This is a genomic window from Streptomyces sp. NC-S4 (assembly GCF_054353315.1).
This window is the reverse complement of sequence record NZ_CM135937.1, coordinates 6,220,977-6,239,049: the sequence shown is the minus strand read 5'-3', so window position 1 is coordinate 6,239,049 and position 18,073 is coordinate 6,220,977. Positions and strand designations below refer to the sequence as shown.

The following is an 18,073-nucleotide window of genomic DNA, read 5'->3' as shown; positions in this document are numbered from 1 at the left end:
TGTGCCGGTCATCGTAGCCCCAGTCCCGACATCGCCACACCCTGTCACCAAGATGTCACTGTGCACGAAGCGGAAACGCGGCGGGAGAACGGAAGGTTCCCCGTTCACCGCCTTCCCACACCGCCCCGGGCGGTGTGAGTTCGGTGATCGGTGTCCTTCCGCCCTCCCGGCGATCACTTGCCGCGCATCCACTGCTCCATCACCGACAGCAGGTAGTCGGGATCGACCGGCTTGGTGACGTAATCGGAAGCACCCGAATCGATCGCCTTCTCCCGGTCCCCCTTCATCGCCTTCGCCGTCAGCGCGATGATCGGCAGCCCGGCGAACTGCGGCATCCGCCGGATCGCCGAGGTCGTCGCGTACCCGTCCATCTCGGGCATCATGATGTCCATCAGTACGACCGTCACATCGTCGTGCTGCTCCAGGACTTCGATGCCCTCCCGCCCGTTCTCCGCGTACAGCACGGCCAGTCCGTGCTGCTCCAGCACGCTGGTCAGCGCGAAGACGTTGCGCACGTCGTCGTCGACGATGAGCACCTTCTCGCCGTGGAAGTCGTACGTCCGGGGCACCACCGGGAGTTCGTCCTGCGCGCTGCCCCAGCCGTCCTCGGCCCCCACGACGTTCGGCTGACCCGGCACCGCCGTACGCGGCTCCAGATCGCTCGCCGCTTTGCGCCGCCGCCGGAACAGCGCGGCCCCGCCGCCCTGCCCCTGCCCGGCCGGCTCGGCAGCCGACAGCGCGGGCCGCACCGGCTGCGCCTGCACCGACGGCATGGCTCCCGGACCGGCCTGGACGCCCGGCAGCACCGGCCGGCCCCCGTCCGGCGACCTGCGGTACAGCTCGCCGCGGGCGCCGCCGGGCGTCGGCGGCGCGTAGCCCTGCGGAGGCAGTTCGCTCGGGTGCAGCGGCAGGTACAGCGTGAAGGTGGACCCGCGGCCGGGTTCGCTGGCCGCGTGGATCTCCCCGCCCAGCAGCCGGGCGATCTCCCGGCTGATGGACAGCCCCAGCCCGGTACCGCCATACTTGCGGCTCGTCGTCCCGTCCGCCTGCTTGAACGCCTCGAAGATCACCAGCATCTTGCTCTCGGCGATCCCGATCCCGGTGTCGGTGACCGAGAAGGCGATCAGGTCCGCGTCCGCCTCCCGCAGCGAACCGGCCTCCAGCAGCTGCTCGCGGATCGCGGCCGGCACATCGGCACCGGCCGGCCGGATCACCAGCTCCACCGCCCCGGTGTCGGTGAACTTCACCGCGTTGGACAGCAGGTTGCGCAGCACCTGGAGCAGCCGCTGCTCGTCGGTGTGCAGCGTGGCCGGCAGCTCCGGGGAGACCCGTACCGAGAAGTCCAGGCCCTTCTCCGCCGTCAGCGGCCGGAAGGTCGCCTCCACGTAGTCCACGAGCTGGACCAGCGCGATCCGGGTCGGCGAGACGTCCATCTTCCCGGCCTCGACCTTCGACAGGTCGAGGATGTCGTTGATCAGCTGCAGCAGGTCCGAACCCGCGCCGTGGATGGTCTCGGCGAACTCCACCTGCTTCGGCGAGAGGTTCCCCTCCGCGTTGTCCGCGAGCAGCTTGGCCAGGATCAGCAGCGAGTTGAGCGGGGTCCGCAGCTCGTGCGACATGTTCGCCAGGAACTCGGACTTGTAGCGCATCGAGACCGCGAGCTGCTCGGCGCGCTCCTCCAGGACCTGCCGGGCCTCCTCGATCTCGGTGTTCTTCACCTCGATGTCCCGGTTCTGCTGGGCCAGCAGCTCGGCCTTCTCCTCCAGCTCCGCGTTGGCGGCCTGCAGCGCCTTCTGGCGGTTCTCCAGCTCGTCGGAACGCTCGCGCAGCTGCTCGGTCATCTCCTGCGACTGCTTCAGCAGCATCTCCGTCTTGGAGTTGACGCTGATGGTGTTGACGCTCGTACCGATCATCTCGGCGATCTGGCTGAGGAAGTCCTTCTGGATCTGTGTGAAGGGCGTGAAGGAGGCCAGCTCGATGACGCCGAGCACCTTCCCCTCGAAGAGCACCGGCAGCACGATCACGTGCGCCGGCGGCGCCTCGCCCAGGCCCGAGGAGATCTTCAGGTAGCCCGGCGGGGTGTTCTCGACGAGGATCATCCGCTTCTCCTCGGCGACCGCCCCGATCAGCCCCTCCCCCGGCCGGAACGACATGGGCATCTGACCGCCCGCGTACGCGTAACTCCCGCGCATCCGCAGCTCGTACGAGCCCTCCGCGCCCCCGTCCGTCCCGATCTCCGTGGTGGTGCCGCCGGCCGGCAGCGCCAGGAAGAAGGCACCGTGCTGCGCGGAGACCACCGGGGTCAGCTCGCTCATGATCAGCGAGGCGACGTCGTCGAGCTCCCGACGGCCCTGCATCAGGGCGGAGATACGGGCGAGGTTGCCCTTGAGCCAGTCCTGTTCCTTGTTGGCCAAGGTGGTGTCGCGCAGGTTCGCGATCATCGTGTTGATGTTGTCCTGCAGGACCTGGATCTCGCCGGCGGCGTCCACGTCGATCTTCAGGTTCAGATCGCCGCGGGTCACCGCGGTGGCCACGGCCGCGATCGCCCGCACCTGCCGGGTGAGGTTCCCGGCCATCTCGTTCACGGACTCCGTCAGGTCCCGCCAGGTCCCGTCGACGTCCCGGACCCGGGCCTGACCGCCCAGGATGCCCTCGGTACCCACCTCGCGGGCCACCCGCGTCACCTGGTCGGCGAAGGAGGACAGCTGGTCGACCATCGTGTTGATGGTCGTCTTGAGCTCCAGGATCTCACCGCGGGCATCGATGTCGATCTTCTTGGTCATGTCGCCCTTGGCGATGGCGGTCGTGACCATGGCGATCTGCCGCACCTGACCGGTGAGGTTGGAGGCCATGAAGTTCACCGAGTCGGTGAGGTCCTTCCACGTCCCCGAGACGCCCGGCACGTGCGCCTGACCGCCCAGGCGGCCCTCCGTACCCACCTCGCGGGCCACCCGGGTCACCTCGTCCGCGAACGAGGACAGGGTCTTCACCATCGTGTTGACGGTGTCGGCGAGCTGCGCGACCTCGCCGCGCGCCTCCACCGTGACCTTCTTCGTCAGGTCGCCGTTGGCGACCGCCGCCGAGACCTGGGAGATGTTGCGCACCTGGGAGGTCAGGTTGTTGGCCATCAGGTTGACGTTGTCGGTCAGGTCCTTCCAGATGCCCGTCACCCCGCGCACCCGGGCCTGACCGCCGAGGATGCCCTCGGAGCCCACCTCACGGGCCACCCGCGTCACCTGCTCCGCGAACGACGACAGCTGGTCCACCATCGTGTTCACGGTGGTGACCAGTTCGAGGATCTCGCCCTTGGCGTCGACGGTGATCTTCTTGGAGAGGTCGCCCATGGCCACCGCGGTCGTCACCTCGGCGATGTTGCGCACCTGGGACGTCAGGTTGTTCGCCATGAAGTTGACGGACTGGGTGAGGTCCTTCCAGGTACCGGAAACCCCCTTCACCTCCGCCTGGCCGCCGAGGATGCCCTCGGTGCCCACCTCCCGGGCCACCCGCGTCACCTGCTCCGCGAAGTTCGAGAGCTGGTCGACCATCGTGTTGAGGGTGTTCTTCAGCTCCAGGATCTCGCCGCGCGCGTCCACGTCGATCTTCTGCGACAGGTCACCGCGGGCCACCGCCGTCGCGACCTGCGCGATGTTGCGCACCTGCGAGGTCAGGTTCCCGGCCATGCCGTTCACCGAGTCCGTCAGGTCACGCCATACGCCGGCCACCCCGGGCACCTGCGCCTGACCGCCCAGGCGGCCCTCCGTACCCACGTCGCGGGCCACCCGCGTCACCTGCTCCGCGAAGGCCGAGAGCTGGTCCACCATCGTGTTGATGGTGTTCTTCAGCTCCAGGATCTCGCCCCGGGCGTCCACGTCGATCTTCTGCGACAGGTCGCCCCGCGCCACCGCCGTCGTCACCTGGGCGATCTGGCGCACCTGCGAGGTCAGGTTCCCGGCCATGAAGTTGACGGAGTCGGTGAGCTCCTTCCAGGTGCCGGACACCCCCTCCACCCGGGCCTGACCGCCGAGGCGGCCCTCCGTACCCACGTCCCGGGCCATGCGCGTGACCTGGTCGGCGAAGGAGGACAGCTGGTCCACCATCGTGTTGACGGTGTTCTTCAGCTGGAGCATCTCACCGGAGACGTCCACGGTGACCTTCTGCGACAGGTCGCCGTTCGCCACCGCCGTCGTCACCTGGGCGATGTTGCGCACCTGCCCGGTGAGGTTGCGGAAGGCGGTGTTCACCGAATCGGTGAGGTCCTTCCACGTCCCCGCCGCCCCCGGAACCTGCGCCTGACCGCCCAGCTCACCCTCGACGCCGACCTCACGGGCCACACGCGTCACTTCCGCGCCGAAGGCCGAGAGCTGGTCCACCATCGTGTTGACGGTGTTCTTCAGCTCCAGCATCTCGCCGGCCACGTCGACCGTGACCTTCTGCGACAGGTCGCCGTTCGCCACCGCCGTCGTCACCTGCGCGATGTCCCGCACCTGCCCGGTGAGGTTACGGAAGGCGGTGTTCACCGAATCGGTGAGGTCCTTCCACGTCCCCGCCGCCCCCGGAACCTGCGCCTGACCGCCCAGCAGACCCTTGGCCCCGACCTCGCTCGCCACGCGCGTGACCTCGTCCGCGAAGGTCCGCAGCGTCTCGGTCATCTGGTTGATCGTTTCGGCCAGCTGCGCCACCTCGCCGCGCGCGCTGACCCGTACCTTCTGCGACAGGTCGCCGTTCGCGACCGCCGTGGTCACCTGCGCGATCCCGCGCACCTGGGCCGTCAGGTTCCCGGCCATGGTGTTGACCGAGTCGGTCAGGTCCTTCCACACGCCCGCGACCCCGGGCACCTTCGCCTGACCGCCCAGCTCGCCCTCCGTACCCACCTCTCGGGCGACCCGGGTCACCTCGGAGGAGAAGGACGACAGCTGGTCCACCATCGTGTTCACGGTGTTCTTCAGCTGGAGCATCTCGCCCGCCACGTGCACCGTGACCTTGCGCGACAGATCGCCCTTGGCGACCGCCGTCGTGACGAGAGCGATGTCACGCACCTGGGCGGTGAGCCGGTACGCCATCGTGTTGACGGAGTCGGTCAGGTCCTTCCAGGAACCCGACATCCCGCGCACCTGGGCCTGCCCGCCGAGCTTGCCCTCGGTACCCACCTCCAGCGCCACGCGCGTCACCTCATCGGTGAACGCGGACAGCTGGTCGACCAGGTTGTTGACCGTGCGCCCGACCTTCAGGAACTCCCCGCGCAGCGGATGCCCGGCCCCCTCGGCCGCCTGCGTCCGCAGATCCATCCGCTGGTCCAGATCGCCGTCGGCCACCGCCGACAGCACCCGGCCCACCTCGGACACCGGCCGGGCCAGATCGTCCACCAGCTGGTTCGAGGCATCGATCGCGGCCGCCCAGGAGCCCTCGCAGGCACCTGTTTCCAGCCGTTCGCTCAGCTTGCCCTCGCGGCCCACCGTCCGCCGCACCCGGGACAGCTCCCCGGTCAGGTGGAGATTGCGGTCGGCGACCTCGTTGTAGACGGCGGCGATCTCCGCCATCACGCCCTCGCCCGACACCGTCAGCCGCTTGCGGAAGTTCCCGTCCCGCATCGACACCAGGGCCGTGAGCAGCCGGTCGAGAGCGGCGGTGTCGACCTCCGTCGTGCCACTGCGCCGGGAACGTCCGCCCTTCGGCCTCGTTCCCGTACGCCGTACCGCTGCGCCAGACTCCACCGTGTCCCTCCCGAAAGGGTCGACCACTCTTCCACCGGACGCCTGACTCGTCACGAGCCGGCTCTGCAAGCCCGCCCAGTGTTTCACCATGGCCGAACCCGGCCATAACACTTCGGCACCATCGCACACCCGCCGTACCCTGCGGGTGGAATCCCCGACGACGGCACCATGCCGCCCGTGAAGGTAAGTAACCTGGCACCCGATGTCCAACCGCGTCGAAGGAGACTCGTGATCACGGCACGGGCGGCTGCCAGCTTCGATCCCCTCGGGCGCTCGGTCGCCGCCGCCCGCGGGTTCGTCCGCGACACCCTGCACGGCTGGGGCTTCGCGGACATCGTCGACGACGCGGTGGTCCTCACCAGCGAGCTCGTCACCAACGCCGTGGTCCACGCCGGCACCCGGGCCGAGGTCCTGTGCCTGCGCGCCGACGGCGGTGTACGGGTCGAGGTCGCAGACCGGTACCCGGAGCGCGAGCTCCCCCTCCAGCACCCCGGCGAGCGCCCCTACGCCGACCCCGACCGCGAGAACGGCCGCGGCCTGATGCTGTGCGCCGCGCTCGCCACCCGCTGGGGCGTCGAGTACACCGCCACCCACAAGCACGTGTGGTTCCGCCTGGACCTGCCAGACCGGCCGGTCGGTACCCGCTCCGCGGGCCCCGTCGTCCCCGACCAGCTGCTGCCCCTGGCCGACAGCCGGGTCCGCGTCGCCGTCCTCCAGATCGACTCGGACGACGCCATCTCCGCCTGGAACGAGGACGCCGAGCACATCTTCGGCCACCCCGCCGAGAAGGCGCTCGGCCGCCCGCTCGCCGAACTCGCCGCCTGGCCCCAGACCCCCGGCACCGGCACCGGCATCGCCGAGGCCCTGCGCCTGTCCCGCTGGGAGGGCAGCTACGGCGTCCGCGGCGCCGACGGCCGCGTCATCCCCGTCTTCGCCTCCCACCTGCGGGTCCGCGACGCCCACGGCGAACCGTCGATCGTCTGCCTCCTCGTCCACGACGACGAGCGCGCCCTCCTCCAGACCCCGGTACGGGTGCCCACCTCCGACAGCGGCCACTTCACCGAGCCCCGCCCCACGGACCCCTTCGAGGTCTTCATCGGCTCCCCCGCCCCCGACGACCTCGACGGGCTCCTCCAGCGGACCGTCGAGCGCGCCCGCGACCTGCTCGACGCCGATTCCGCCTTCCTGCTGCTCGCCACCGACGACGAGACCGAGCTGGAGGTCCGCGCCACGACCGGCCTGCCCTCCACCCGCCAGCGCTTCGCCCGCGTCCCCGTGGAGGCCGGCACCAACCGCTACGGATCCGCCCGCATGCCCGCCGTCCACGACGACCTCATCGCCTCCCCCGGAGCCGTGCCGCTCCTGGAGGCCACCGGCATGCGCTCCGCCGTCACCGTCCCCCTCAAGGTGGAAGGGCGCCTCACCGGCTCGCTCGGCGTCGCCGCCGAGACCCCGGGCCGCTACTCCAACGAAGAGGCCCTGCACCTCCAGTTCGCCGCCGACCGCATCGCCCTCGCCGTCGAATCCGCCCGCCTCGGCGAGCTGGAGCGCCTGCGCCGCGGTTCCCTCTCCTTCCTCGTCGAAGCCTCCGACCTGCTGGCCGGCACCCTCGACCGGGACCAGACCCTGGCCCTCATGGCCCAGATGACCGTCCCGACCCTGGCCACCTGGTGCGCCGTCTACACGATCGCCGACCAGTCCTCCGACCCGTACCTCTCCTACGTCCTGCACGAGGACGAGGAGCGCATCGACGGCCTCAAGGACCTGCTCTCCCGGCTCAGTCCGCCCGAACCGGTCCGCGAGGCCGGCGCCCGCCCGTGGCCCGAGGCGACCGCCGCGGTCGGCGGCGAGACGGTGGTCCTGCCCCTCCTCGCCCGCAACCGCGTGATCGGCATGCTGACCCTCGGCAAGCCGCGCGAGGAGCACTTCCGCCAGGAGATCCTCGAACTGGCCGAGGACCTCTCCCGCCGCGCCGCCCTGGCCCTCGACAACGCCCGTCTGTACTCGGAGCGCACCGCGATCAGCCGCTCCCTCCAGCGCAGCCTGCTGCCGCCCGGCTCCCCCGCGATCCCGGGCATGGAGGTCGAGGTCATCTACCGCGCGGCCGGCGAGGGCAACGAGGTCGGCGGCGACTTCTACGACGTCTTCCCGATCCGCGACGGCGCGTACGGCTTCGCCATCGGCGACGTCTGCGGTACGGGTCCGGAGGCCGCCGCCGTCACGGGCCTCGCCCGGCACGCCCTGCGCCTGCTGGCCCGCGAGGGCCTCGGCGGCCCGGCGGTCCTCGAACGCCTCAACGCGGCCATCCTCGACGAGGGCGCCCGCAGCCGCTTCCTCACCCTCCTCTACGGCGAGCTCCACCCCCAGCCCGACGGCGGCGCCCTCATGAAGGTCGTCTGCGCGGGCCACCCGCTCCCACTGCGCCTGCGCCCGAACGGCCAGGTCGACGCGGCCGCGGACCCGCAACCTCTGCTGGGCGTGATCGACGACCTGGACCTCTACGAACAGACCCTGACGCTCGACCCCGGCGATGTGCTCCTCTGTGTCACCGACGGCGTGACCGAACGCCGCGAGGGCACTCGCATGCTGGGCGACGACGGGCTCACCGAGGTCCTCACCACGTGTACGGGCCTCACCGCGGGCGCGGTCGCCTCCCGCGTCCTGCGCGCGGTGGAACGGTTCGCCGCGGAACCCGCGTCGGACGACATGGCGATCCTCGCCTTCCGCGTCCCGGAACAGCGTACGGGCGCCTAGCCGGCGCTCGCGGCGCCCGCCTCCGCGAGAAACCCGGGCTCGGCGTGCGCCGAGTCCGGGTTCGGTTCGGGGTCGGGTTCACGGGAGGGCGGGTCCGGCGAGGGCCGGCATTCGCCCCGGACCTGCCTATGTGACCCGGCGGGTGGCCGACCGCAGTGCGAAGGCCATCACCAGCTCGAACACACCGAGCAGGACGAGCCAGAGTCCCAGCAGCCGGGTCAGGGCAACGGCGGAGTCGACCGGGAAGCAGAGCACGACGATTCCGGCGACGGCGCCGAGAGCGCCGAGGCCGAACTGCAGGCCCCGGTGCACCAGCGTGTGGTCGGCGATCGCGGTGAACGCCGCGAGCACTCCGGACAGCAACCAGAACATGCCGATGATCAAACTCAGCGCGCCGATCGTCTGCATCGGATGACGCAGCACCAGGACGCCCGCCAGGAACGCGAGCATGGCGATCAGGACACCCGCCAGCCGGCTACCGCCGTCGCGGCTGTGCGAAAAGGCGGTGACGAACCGGAAGGCGCCCGCCACCAGGAGCTGCAGACCGATGATGACGGCCAGGATGTGAAGGGTCTCGTCGGGCCAGACGAGCACCAGGATGCCGGGGATCAGGGTCGCGAGGGCGAAGCCCAGTGCCCAGTGCCACGTGCTTCCGATGTGCTTGAGGACGTCCTCGGGATCGCCCTGTGTGTGCTGTGGCGCCGCCGTGTCGGGTGCATCGGGGGGTACGGTCATCACCGCCTCCTGGGCCAGCCGAGCGGCCCTTGGGGGCACCTCGAAGCCGCCGGACGTACCTTATCTAGCCTTCACATCCATGGTAGGCAGCTCGGCTACGGCCCGCCCGTCCGGCCGGCCGTGCGGCAGGAGCAGGTCCGTGCAGGAAAACAAAAAAGGCCCCCGCCATGTGGCGGGGGCCTTCTTCATTGGAGCCCTTTAACGGAATCGAACCGTTGACCTTCTCCTTACCATGGAGACGCTCTACCGACTGAGCTAAAAGGGCGGGTTGTTCGGCGGCGTCCTACTCTCCCACAGGGTCCCCCCTGCAGTACCATCGGCGCTGAAAGGCTTAGCTTCCGGGTTCGGAATGTAACCGGGCGTTTCCCTAACGCTATGACCACCGAAACACTATGAAATTTAGAACGCTGGTGTTTTCACAGCTGTTCGTTATTTCAGAACTAACACAGTGGACGCGAGCAACTGAGGACAAGCCCTCGGCCTATTAGTACCAGTCAGCTTCACCCGTTACCGGGCTTCCACATCTGGCCTATCAACCCAGTCGTCTACTGGGAGCCTTACCCTCTCAAGGAGGTGGGAATACTCATCTTGAAGCAGGCTTCCCGCTTAGATGCTTTCAGCGGTTATCCCTCCCGAACGTAGCCAACCAGCCATGCCCTTGGCAGGACAACTGGCACACCAGAGGTTCGTCCGTCCCGGTCCTCTCGTACTAGGGACAGCCCTTCTCAATATTCCTACGCGCACAGCGGATAGGGACCGAACTGTCTCACGACGTTCTAAACCCAGCTCGCGTACCGCTTTAATGGGCGAACAGCCCAACCCTTGGGACCGACTCCAGCCCCAGGATGCGACGAGCCGACATCGAGGTGCCAAACCATCCCGTCGATATGGACTCTTGGGGAAGATCAGCCTGTTATCCCCGGGGTACCTTTTATCCGTTGAGCGACGGCGCTTCCACAAGCCACCGCCGGATCACTAGTCCCGACTTTCGTCCCTGCTCGACCCGTCGGTCTCACAGTCAAGCTCCCTTGTGCACTTACACTCAACACCTGATTGCCAACCAGGCTGAGGGAACCTTTGGGCGCCTCCGTTACCCTTTGGGAGGCAACCGCCCCAGTTAAACTACCCATCAGACACTGTCCCTGATCCGGATCACGGACCGAGGTTAGACATCCAGCACGACCAGAGTGGTATTTCAACGGCGACTCCACAACCACTGGCGTGGCTGCTTCAAAGTCTCCCACCTATCCTACACAAGCCGAACCGAACACCAATATCAAACTGTAGTAAAGGTCCCGGGGTCTTTCCGTCCTGCTGCGCGAAACGAGCATCTTTACTCGTAGTGCAATTTCACCGGGCCTATGGTTGAGACAGTCGAGAAGTCGTTACGCCATTCGTGCAGGTCGGAACTTACCCGACAAGGAATTTCGCTACCTTAGGATGGTTATAGTTACCACCGCCGTTTACTGGCGCTTAAGTTCTCAGCTTCGCAACCCCGAAAGGTCACTAACCGGTCCCCTTAACGTTCCAGCACCGGGCAGGCGTCAGTCCGTATACATCGCCTTACGGCTTCGCACGGACCTGTGTTTTTAGTAAACAGTCGCTTCTCGCTGGTCTCTGCGGCCACCCCCAGCTCACGGAGCAAGTCCGATCACCAGTGATGGCCCCCCTTCTCCCGAAGTTACGGGGGCATTTTGCCGAGTTCCTTAACCATAGTTCACCCGAACGCCTCGGTATTCTCTACCTGACCACCTGAGTCGGTTTAGGGTACGGGCCGCCATGAAACTCGCTAGAGGCTTTTCTCGACAGCATAGGATCATCCACTTCACCACAATCGGCTCGGCATCAGGTCTCAGCCTTATATGAGGGACGGATTTGCCTACCCCTCGGCCTACACCCTTACCCCGGGACAACCACCGCCCGGGCTGGACTACCTTCCTGCGTCACCCCATCGCTTACCTACTACAAGTCTGGTTCGTCGGCTCCACCACTTTCCTTTCCCCGAAGGGTCCGGAACGGCTTCACGGACTTAGCATCGCCTGATTCGATATTGGGCGTTTCAAAGCGGGTACCGGAATATCAACCGGTTGTCCATCGACTACGCCTGTCGGCCTCGCCTTAGGTCCCGACTTACCCTGGGCAGATCAGCTTGACCCAGGAACCCTTAGTCAATCGGCGCACACGTTTCTCACGTGTGTATCGCTACTCATGCCTGCATTCTCACTCGTGAACCGTCCACAACTAGCTTCCGCTGCTGCTTCACCCGGCACACGACGCTCCCCTACCCATCACAGCGGGCGTTGGCCCTATTGCTGCAATGACACGACTTCGGCGGTACGCTTGAGCCCCGCTACATTGTCGGCGCGGAATCACTTGACCAGTGAGCTATTACGCACTCTTTCAAGGGTGGCTGCTTCTAAGCCAACCTCCTGGTTGTCTCTGCGACTCCACATCCTTTCCCACTTAGCGTACGCTTAGGGGCCTTAGTCGATGCTCTGGGCTGTTTCCCTCTCGACCATGGAGCTTATCCCCCACAGTCTCACTGCCGTGCTCTCACTTACCGGCATTCGGAGTTTGGCTAAGGTCAGTAACCCGGTAGGGCCCATCGCCTATCCAGTGCTCTACCTCCGGCAAGAAACACACGACGCTGCACCTAAATGCATTTCGGGGAGAACCAGCTATCACGGAGTTTGATTGGCCTTTCACCCCTAACCACAGGTCATCCCCCAGGTTTTCAACCCTGGTGGGTTCGGTCCTCCACGAAGTCTTACCTCCGCTTCAACCTGCCCATGGCTAGATCACTCCGCTTCGGGTCTAGAGCGTGCAACTCAATCGCCCTGTTCGGACTCGCTTTCGCTACGGCTTCCCCACACGGGTTAACCTCGCTACACACCGCTAACTCGCAGGCTCATTCTTCAAAAGGCACGCAGTCACGACCCATTGGGTAAACCCAATGAGCGACGCTCCCACGGCTTGTAGGCACACGGTTTCAGGTACTATTTCACTCCGCTCCCGCGGTACTTTTCACCATTCCCTCACGGTACTATCCGCTATCGGTCACCAGGGAATATTTAGGCTTAGCGGGTGGTCCCGCCAGATTCACACGGGATTTCTCGGGCCCCGTGCTACTTGGGAGATGAGCAAGCAAGCCGCTGATGTTTCGTCTACGGGGGTCTTACCCTCTACGCCGGACCTTTCGCATGTCCTTCGACTACATCAACGGTTTCTGACTCGCCCAGCCGCCGGCAGACGACTGAAGCTCATTCCCACAACCCCGCATGCGCAACCCCTGCCGGGTATCACACGCATACGGTTTGGCCTCATCCGGTTTCGCTCGCCACTACTCCCGGAATCACGGTTGTTTTCTCTTCCTGAGGGTACTGAGATGTTTCACTTCCCCTCGTTCCCTCCACACTGCCTATGTGTTCAGCAGTGGGTGACAGCCCATGACGACTGCCGGGTTTCCCCATTCGGACACCCCCGGATCAAAGCTCAGTTGGCAGCTCCCCGGGGCCTATCGCGGCCTCTCACGTCCTTCATCGGTTCCTGGTGCCAAGGCATCCACCGTGCGCCCTTAAAAACTTGGCCACAGATGCTCGCGTCCACTGTGTAGTTCTCAAACAACGACCAGCCACCCATCACCCCACCAGACAAGCTGGCGAGTTCACTGGGGCCGACACTGAAGACATGACCTTACGGCCGTACCTTCAGGACCCAACAACGTGCCAGGCACGATCCCGTCCACTTCACTGTGTTCCACGCCGAGGCAGTACTTACAGAGAGTTTCGGAAACCGTGCCAACTAATCAACGTTCCACCCATGAGCTGACCGTGCAGAACGTTTGTCTGCAATCGGTACTGTGCTCCTTAGAAAGGAGGTGATCCAGCCGCACCTTCCGGTACGGCTACCTTGTTACGACTTCGTCCCAATCGCCAGTCCCACCTTCGACAGCTCCCTCCACAAGGGTTGGGCCACCGGCTTCGGGTGTTACCGACTTTCGTGACGTGACGGGCGGTGTGTACAAGGCCCGGGAACGTATTCACCGCAGCAATGCTGATCTGCGATTACTAGCGACTCCGACTTCATGGGGTCGAGTTGCAGACCCCAATCCGAACTGAGACCGGCTTTTTGAGATTCGCTCCACCTCACGGTATCGCAGCTCATTGTACCGGCCATTGTAGCACGTGTGCAGCCCAAGACATAAGGGGCATGATGACTTGACGTCGTCCCCACCTTCCTCCGAGTTGACCCCGGCGGTCTCCTGTGAGTCCCCATCACCCCGAAGGGCATGCTGGCAACACAGGACAAGGGTTGCGCTCGTTGCGGGACTTAACCCAACATCTCACGACACGAGCTGACGACAGCCATGCACCACCTGTATACCGACCACAAGGGGGGCACTATCTCTAATGCTTTCCGGTATATGTCAAGCCTTGGTAAGGTTCTTCGCGTTGCGTCGAATTAAGCCACATGCTCCGCCGCTTGTGCGGGCCCCCGTCAATTCCTTTGAGTTTTAGCCTTGCGGCCGTACTCCCCAGGCGGGGAACTTAATGCGTTAGCTGCGGCACCGACGACGTGGAATGTCGCCAACACCTAGTTCCCAACGTTTACGGCGTGGACTACCAGGGTATCTAATCCTGTTCGCTCCCCACGCTTTCGCTCCTCAGCGTCAGTAATGGCCCAGAGATCCGCCTTCGCCACCGGTGTTCCTCCTGATATCTGCGCATTTCACCGCTACACCAGGAATTCCGATCTCCCCTACCACACTCTAGCTAGCCCGTATCGAATGCAGACCCGAGGTTAAGCCTCGGGCTTTCACATCCGACGTGACAAGCCGCCTACGAGCTCTTTACGCCCAATAATTCCGGACAACGCTTGCGCCCTACGTATTACCGCGGCTGCTGGCACGTAGTTAGCCGGCGCTTCTTCTGCAGGTACCGTCACTTTCGCTTCTTCCCTGCTGAAAGAGGTTTACAACCCGAAGGCCGTCATCCCTCACGCGGCGTCGCTGCATCAGGCTTTCGCCCATTGTGCAATATTCCCCACTGCTGCCTCCCGTAGGAGTCTGGGCCGTGTCTCAGTCCCAGTGTGGCCGGTCGCCCTCTCAGGCCGGCTACCCGTCGTCGCCTTGGTGGGCCATTACCCCACCAACAAGCTGATAGGCCGCGGGCTCATCCTTCACCGCCGGAGCTTTCAACCCCCGCCCATGCAGGCAGGAGTGGTATCCGGTATTAGACCCCGTTTCCAGGGCTTGTCCCAGAGTGAAGGGCAGATTGCCCACGTGTTACTCACCCGTTCGCCACTAATCCACCCCGAAGGGCTTCATCGTTCGACTTGCATGTGTTAAGCACGCCGCCAGCGTTCGTCCTGAGCCAGGATCAAACTCTCCATGAATGTTTACCCGTAATCGGGTGCACACATCACTTAGAGCGGGCACGTCATGTCGGAATATGACCGACGCGCCACAACGTCCTCGCTGTGTTGTTGCCTGCAAGCACTTCACGAGGAAGCCTCACAGGTCTTTTTCAAAGGAACCTCATCCACCGAAGTGGATGGGGTATCAACTTCTGGCGTTGATTTTTGGCACGCTGTTGAGTTCTCAAGGAACGGACGCTTCCTTTGTACTCACCCTCTCGGGCTTTCCTCCGGGCTTTCGTTCTGTTCTTGCGTTTCCGACTCTATCAGACTCTTTCGTGTCCGACTTCCTCGGCGCTTTCCAGGTTTTCGCTTTCGCGCTTTCCCTTTCCGGCGGTTCCAACCTTACCAGAACATTTCCGCGCCGTTTCCGGGTGGGATTTGAATTGGTGGCCGTTGGAGGGGCCTTTCCCTTTCGGGCGGATCAGACTTTATCAGGTTTCCCTGGGCCTTGATTCCCGCCCGCCCGCATGACTGGTCCGGACACACGTGTGTGCCGGGGTGCCGTGCGAGGTGGAGACGTAAACGTACTGGAGCGGGGCCCCCGGATGCAAATCCGGTTGCCCCGCTCCCGTTCGGTCGCTACGGCGAGGGTCAGACCTCGACGACGACCGGCAGGATCATCGGGCGGCGGCGGTAGCCGTCCGAGACCCACTTGCCCATCGTGCGACGGATGAGCTGCTGGATCTGGTGCGGTTCGGCGACACCGTCGGCCGCGGCGCGGGCGATGGCTTCCTCGATCTTCGGGATGACCGAGGAGAAGGCCGAGTCCTCGATGCCGGAGCCGCGGGCCTGGATGTTCGGGCCGCTGACGACCTTGCCGGTGGTGCTGTCCACCACGACGTAGACCGAGATGATGCCCTCGTCGCCGAGGATCCGGCGGTCCTTGAGGGAGGCCTCCGTGACGTCGCCGACCGACAGGCCGTCCACGTAGACGTAGCCGGCCTGGACCTTGCCGGAGATCCGGGCCTTGCCGTCGATCAGGTCGACGACCACGCCGTCCTCGGCGATGACGATGCGGTCCTTCGGGACGCCCGTCATGGCACCGAGCTCGGCGTTGGCGCGCAGGTGGCGCCATTCGCCGTGGACCGGCATCAGGTTCCGCGGCTTGCAGATGTTGTAGAAGTACAGCAGCTCGCCGGCCGAGGCGTGGCCCGAGACGTGCACCTTGGCGTTGCCCTTGTGCACGACGTTGGCGCCCCAGCGGGTCAGGCCGTTGATCACGCGGTAGACCGCGTTCTCGTTGCCCGGGATCAGGGACGACGCCAGGATCACGGTGTCGCCGGGGACGATCCGGATCTGGTGGTCGCGGTTGGCCATCCGGGACAGGGCCGCCATCGGCTCGCCCTGGGAGCCCGTACAGACCAGCACGACCTCGTCGTCCGGCAGGTCGTCGAGGGTCTTGACGTCGACGATGAGACCGGCCGGGACCTTCAGGTAGCCGAGGTCACGGGCGATGCCCATGTTGCGGACCATCGAGCGGCCGACGAAGGCGACCCGGCGGCCGTACTCGTGGGCGGCGTCGAGGATCTGCTGGATGCGGTGCACGTGGCTGGCGAACGACGCCACGATGATCCGCTTCTGAGCACCCGCGAAGACCCCGCGGATCGCGTTGGAGATGTCCCGCTCCGGCGGGACGAAGCCCGGGACCTCGGCGTTCGTGGAGTCGGAGAGAAGGAGGTCGATGCCCTCTTCGCTCAGACGCGCGAAGGCGTGCAGGTCGGTGAGGCGCTTGTCCAGCGGGAGCTGGTCCATCTTGAAGTCGCCGGTGGCGACGACCATGCCGGCGCCCGTACGGATGGCCACGGCCAGGGCGTCCGGGATGGAGTGGTTGACCGCGATGAACTCGCAGTCGAAGGGGCCGAGGTGCTCGCGCTCGCCTTCCTTCACCTCAAGGGTGTAGGGGCGGATGCGGTGCTCCTGGAGCTTCGCCTCGATGAGGGCCAGCGTCAGCTTGGAGCCGATCAGCGGGATGTCCGCCTTCTCCCGGAGGAGGTAGGGGACGGCGCCGATGTGGTCCTCGTGGCCGTGCGTGAGGACGATGCCGTCGATGTCGTCGAGGCGGTCCCGGATGGACGTGAAGTCCGGCAGGATCAGGTCGATGCCCGGCTGCTCCTCCTCGGGGAAGAGGACGCCGCAGTCGACGATCAGCAGACGGCCGTCGTACTCGAAGACGGTCATGTTGCGGCCGATCTCGCCGAGACCGCCCAGGGGGGTGACTCTGAGGCCGCCCTTGGGCAGCTTCGGCGGCGGACCGAGTTCCGGATGCGGATGGCTCAAAAGTGTCTCCTCACCACGCACGCCACGTACCCCGGAAGGCACGTGGCGCGCATGTCATTCGTGCACTTGCTGTTGTCTGTTCTGTATGTGGTTGTTCATGCGTATTCAGTTGTGAAGTCTGTTGTCAGAGCTGTACCCCGCCGGCAGCAAGATCGATCTTGAGCTGGGCCGTCTCTTCGGCGGTCAGCTCGATCAGCGGGAGCCGCAGCGGGCCGGCGGGCAGGCCCTGCAGGTTCAGTGCGCCCTTGGTGGTCATTACACCCTGGGTGCGGAACATGCCGGTGAAGATCGGGAGCAGCTTCTGGTGGATCTCGGTCGCCTTCTGGACGTCTCCGCCCAGGTGGGCCTCCAGCATGGCGCGCAGCTCGGGGGTGACCACGTGGCTGACCACGGAGACGAATCCGACCGCGCCGACCGAAAGGAGCGGCAGGTTCAGCATGTCGTCACCCGAGTACCAGGCCAGGCCGCTCTGCGCGATGGCCCAGCTTGCCCGGCCGAGGTCGCTCTTGGCGTCCTTGTTGGCAACGATACGGGGGTGCTCGGCCAGCCTGACCAGGGTTTCGGTGTCGATCGGGACACCGCTGCGGCCGGGGATGTCGTAGAGCATCACCGGCAGCCCGGTGGCGTCGGCGATGGCCGTGAAGTGCCGGAAGAGGCCTTCCTGCGGCGGCTTGCTGTAGTACGGCGTGACCGCGAGCAGGCCGTGTGCGCCGGTGCGCTCGGCCTGGCGGGCCAGCTCGAGGGTGTGGCGGGTGTCGTTGGTACCGATGCCCGCGACCACGTGGGCGCGGTCTCCGACGGCTTCGAGTACGGCTCGTACGAGGTCGTTTTTCTCCGCGTCGGTGGTGGTGGGCGACTCACCGGTGGTGCCGTTGATGATCAGGCCGTCGTTGCCTGCGTCCACCAGGTGGACGGCGAGCCGCTGCGCGCCGTCGAGGTCGAGAACGCCATCCGCCGTAAACGGCGTGATCATGGCGGTGAGGACCCGCCCGAAGGGGGTCTGCGGAGTCGAGATCGGAGCCATGGGTAACACGCTACTCGCTGCCATGCTCGCGGTGTCCCCTCGGGGGACGTCAACGGGGTGTTGGACGCCGGCACTGCCTGCTCGGGGGTTCAAGCAGTGCCGGGTCCGTTTGATCAGCCTAGATGAACTTTACGAAACGTCGCAATACGGACAC

General features: G+C 65.6%; 5 protein-coding genes, 1 tRNA gene and 3 rRNA genes. 1 reads left to right on the top strand and 8 read right to left on the bottom strand.

The window, feature by feature from the left end:
• Nucleotides 1-173: 173 nt before the first annotated feature.
• Entirely contained in the window at nt 174-5,711 is a 5,538-nt protein-coding gene (locus ACXNSR_RS28235; protein WP_458638178.1) for a HAMP domain-containing protein, read from the bottom strand.
• Nucleotides 5,712-5,879: 168 nt separating this feature from the next.
• Here ACXNSR_RS28235 and ACXNSR_RS28230 point away from each other — a divergent pair, with 168 nt between their 5' ends.
• Nucleotides 5,880-8,465: a SpoIIE family protein phosphatase gene (locus ACXNSR_RS28230; RefSeq protein ID WP_458638177.1), complete on the top strand. Its 2,586-nt coding sequence runs from the start codon at nt 5,880-5,882 to the stop codon at nt 8,463-8,465.
• Between the two features lie 126 nt (nt 8,466-8,591).
• Here ACXNSR_RS28230 and ACXNSR_RS28225 read toward each other — a convergent pair whose 3' ends face one another.
• The 7 genes from ACXNSR_RS28225 to dapA all read right to left on the bottom strand — a co-directional run bounded on the left by ACXNSR_RS28225 (nt 8,592) and on the right by dapA (nt 17,919).
• Nucleotides 8,592-9,200, bottom strand: coding sequence for an HdeD family acid-resistance protein (locus tag ACXNSR_RS28225; RefSeq protein WP_458638176.1), 609 nt, complete (start codon nt 9,198-9,200; stop codon nt 8,592-8,594).
• A gap of 189 nt (nt 9,201-9,389) precedes the next feature.
• A tRNA-Thr gene (locus tag ACXNSR_RS28220) sits at nt 9,390-9,465 on the bottom strand.
• 5 nt (nt 9,466-9,470) lie between these two features.
• Nucleotides 9,471-9,587 (bottom strand): 5S ribosomal RNA (gene rrf, locus ACXNSR_RS28215).
• 77 nt (nt 9,588-9,664) lie between these two features.
• A 23S ribosomal RNA gene (locus tag ACXNSR_RS28210) occupies nt 9,665-12,788 on the bottom strand.
• A 282-nt stretch (nt 12,789-13,070) separates the two neighbouring features.
• Nucleotides 13,071-14,594 (bottom strand): 16S ribosomal RNA (locus tag ACXNSR_RS28205).
• Together the 16S, 23S and 5S rRNA genes with 1 tRNA gene alongside form the textbook arrangement of a ribosomal RNA operon.
• Nucleotides 14,595-15,209: 615 nt before the next feature.
• Entirely contained in the window at nt 15,210-16,895 is a 1,686-nt protein-coding gene (locus tag ACXNSR_RS28200) for a ribonuclease J (RefSeq protein WP_458638175.1), read from the bottom strand.
• Between the two features lie 124 nt (nt 16,896-17,019).
• Nucleotides 17,020-17,919, bottom strand: a complete 900-nt coding sequence (dapA, locus tag ACXNSR_RS28195; protein WP_458638174.1) for a 4-hydroxy-tetrahydrodipicolinate synthase — start codon at nt 17,917-17,919, stop codon at nt 17,020-17,022.
• Nucleotides 17,920-18,073: the final 154 nt, after the last annotated feature.

Coding starts and splice junctions, on each gene's coding strand:
- dapA (WP_458638174.1), bottom strand. CDS start 17,919: ATGGCTCCGATCTCGACTCCGCAGACCCCCTTCGGGCGGGTCCTCACC.
- ACXNSR_RS28230 (WP_458638177.1), top strand. CDS start 5,880: ATGCCGCCCGTGAAGGTAAGTAACCTGGCACCCGATGTCCAACCGCGT.
- ACXNSR_RS28225 (WP_458638176.1), bottom strand. CDS start 9,200: ATGACCGTACCCCCCGATGCACCCGACACGGCGGCGCCACAGCACACA.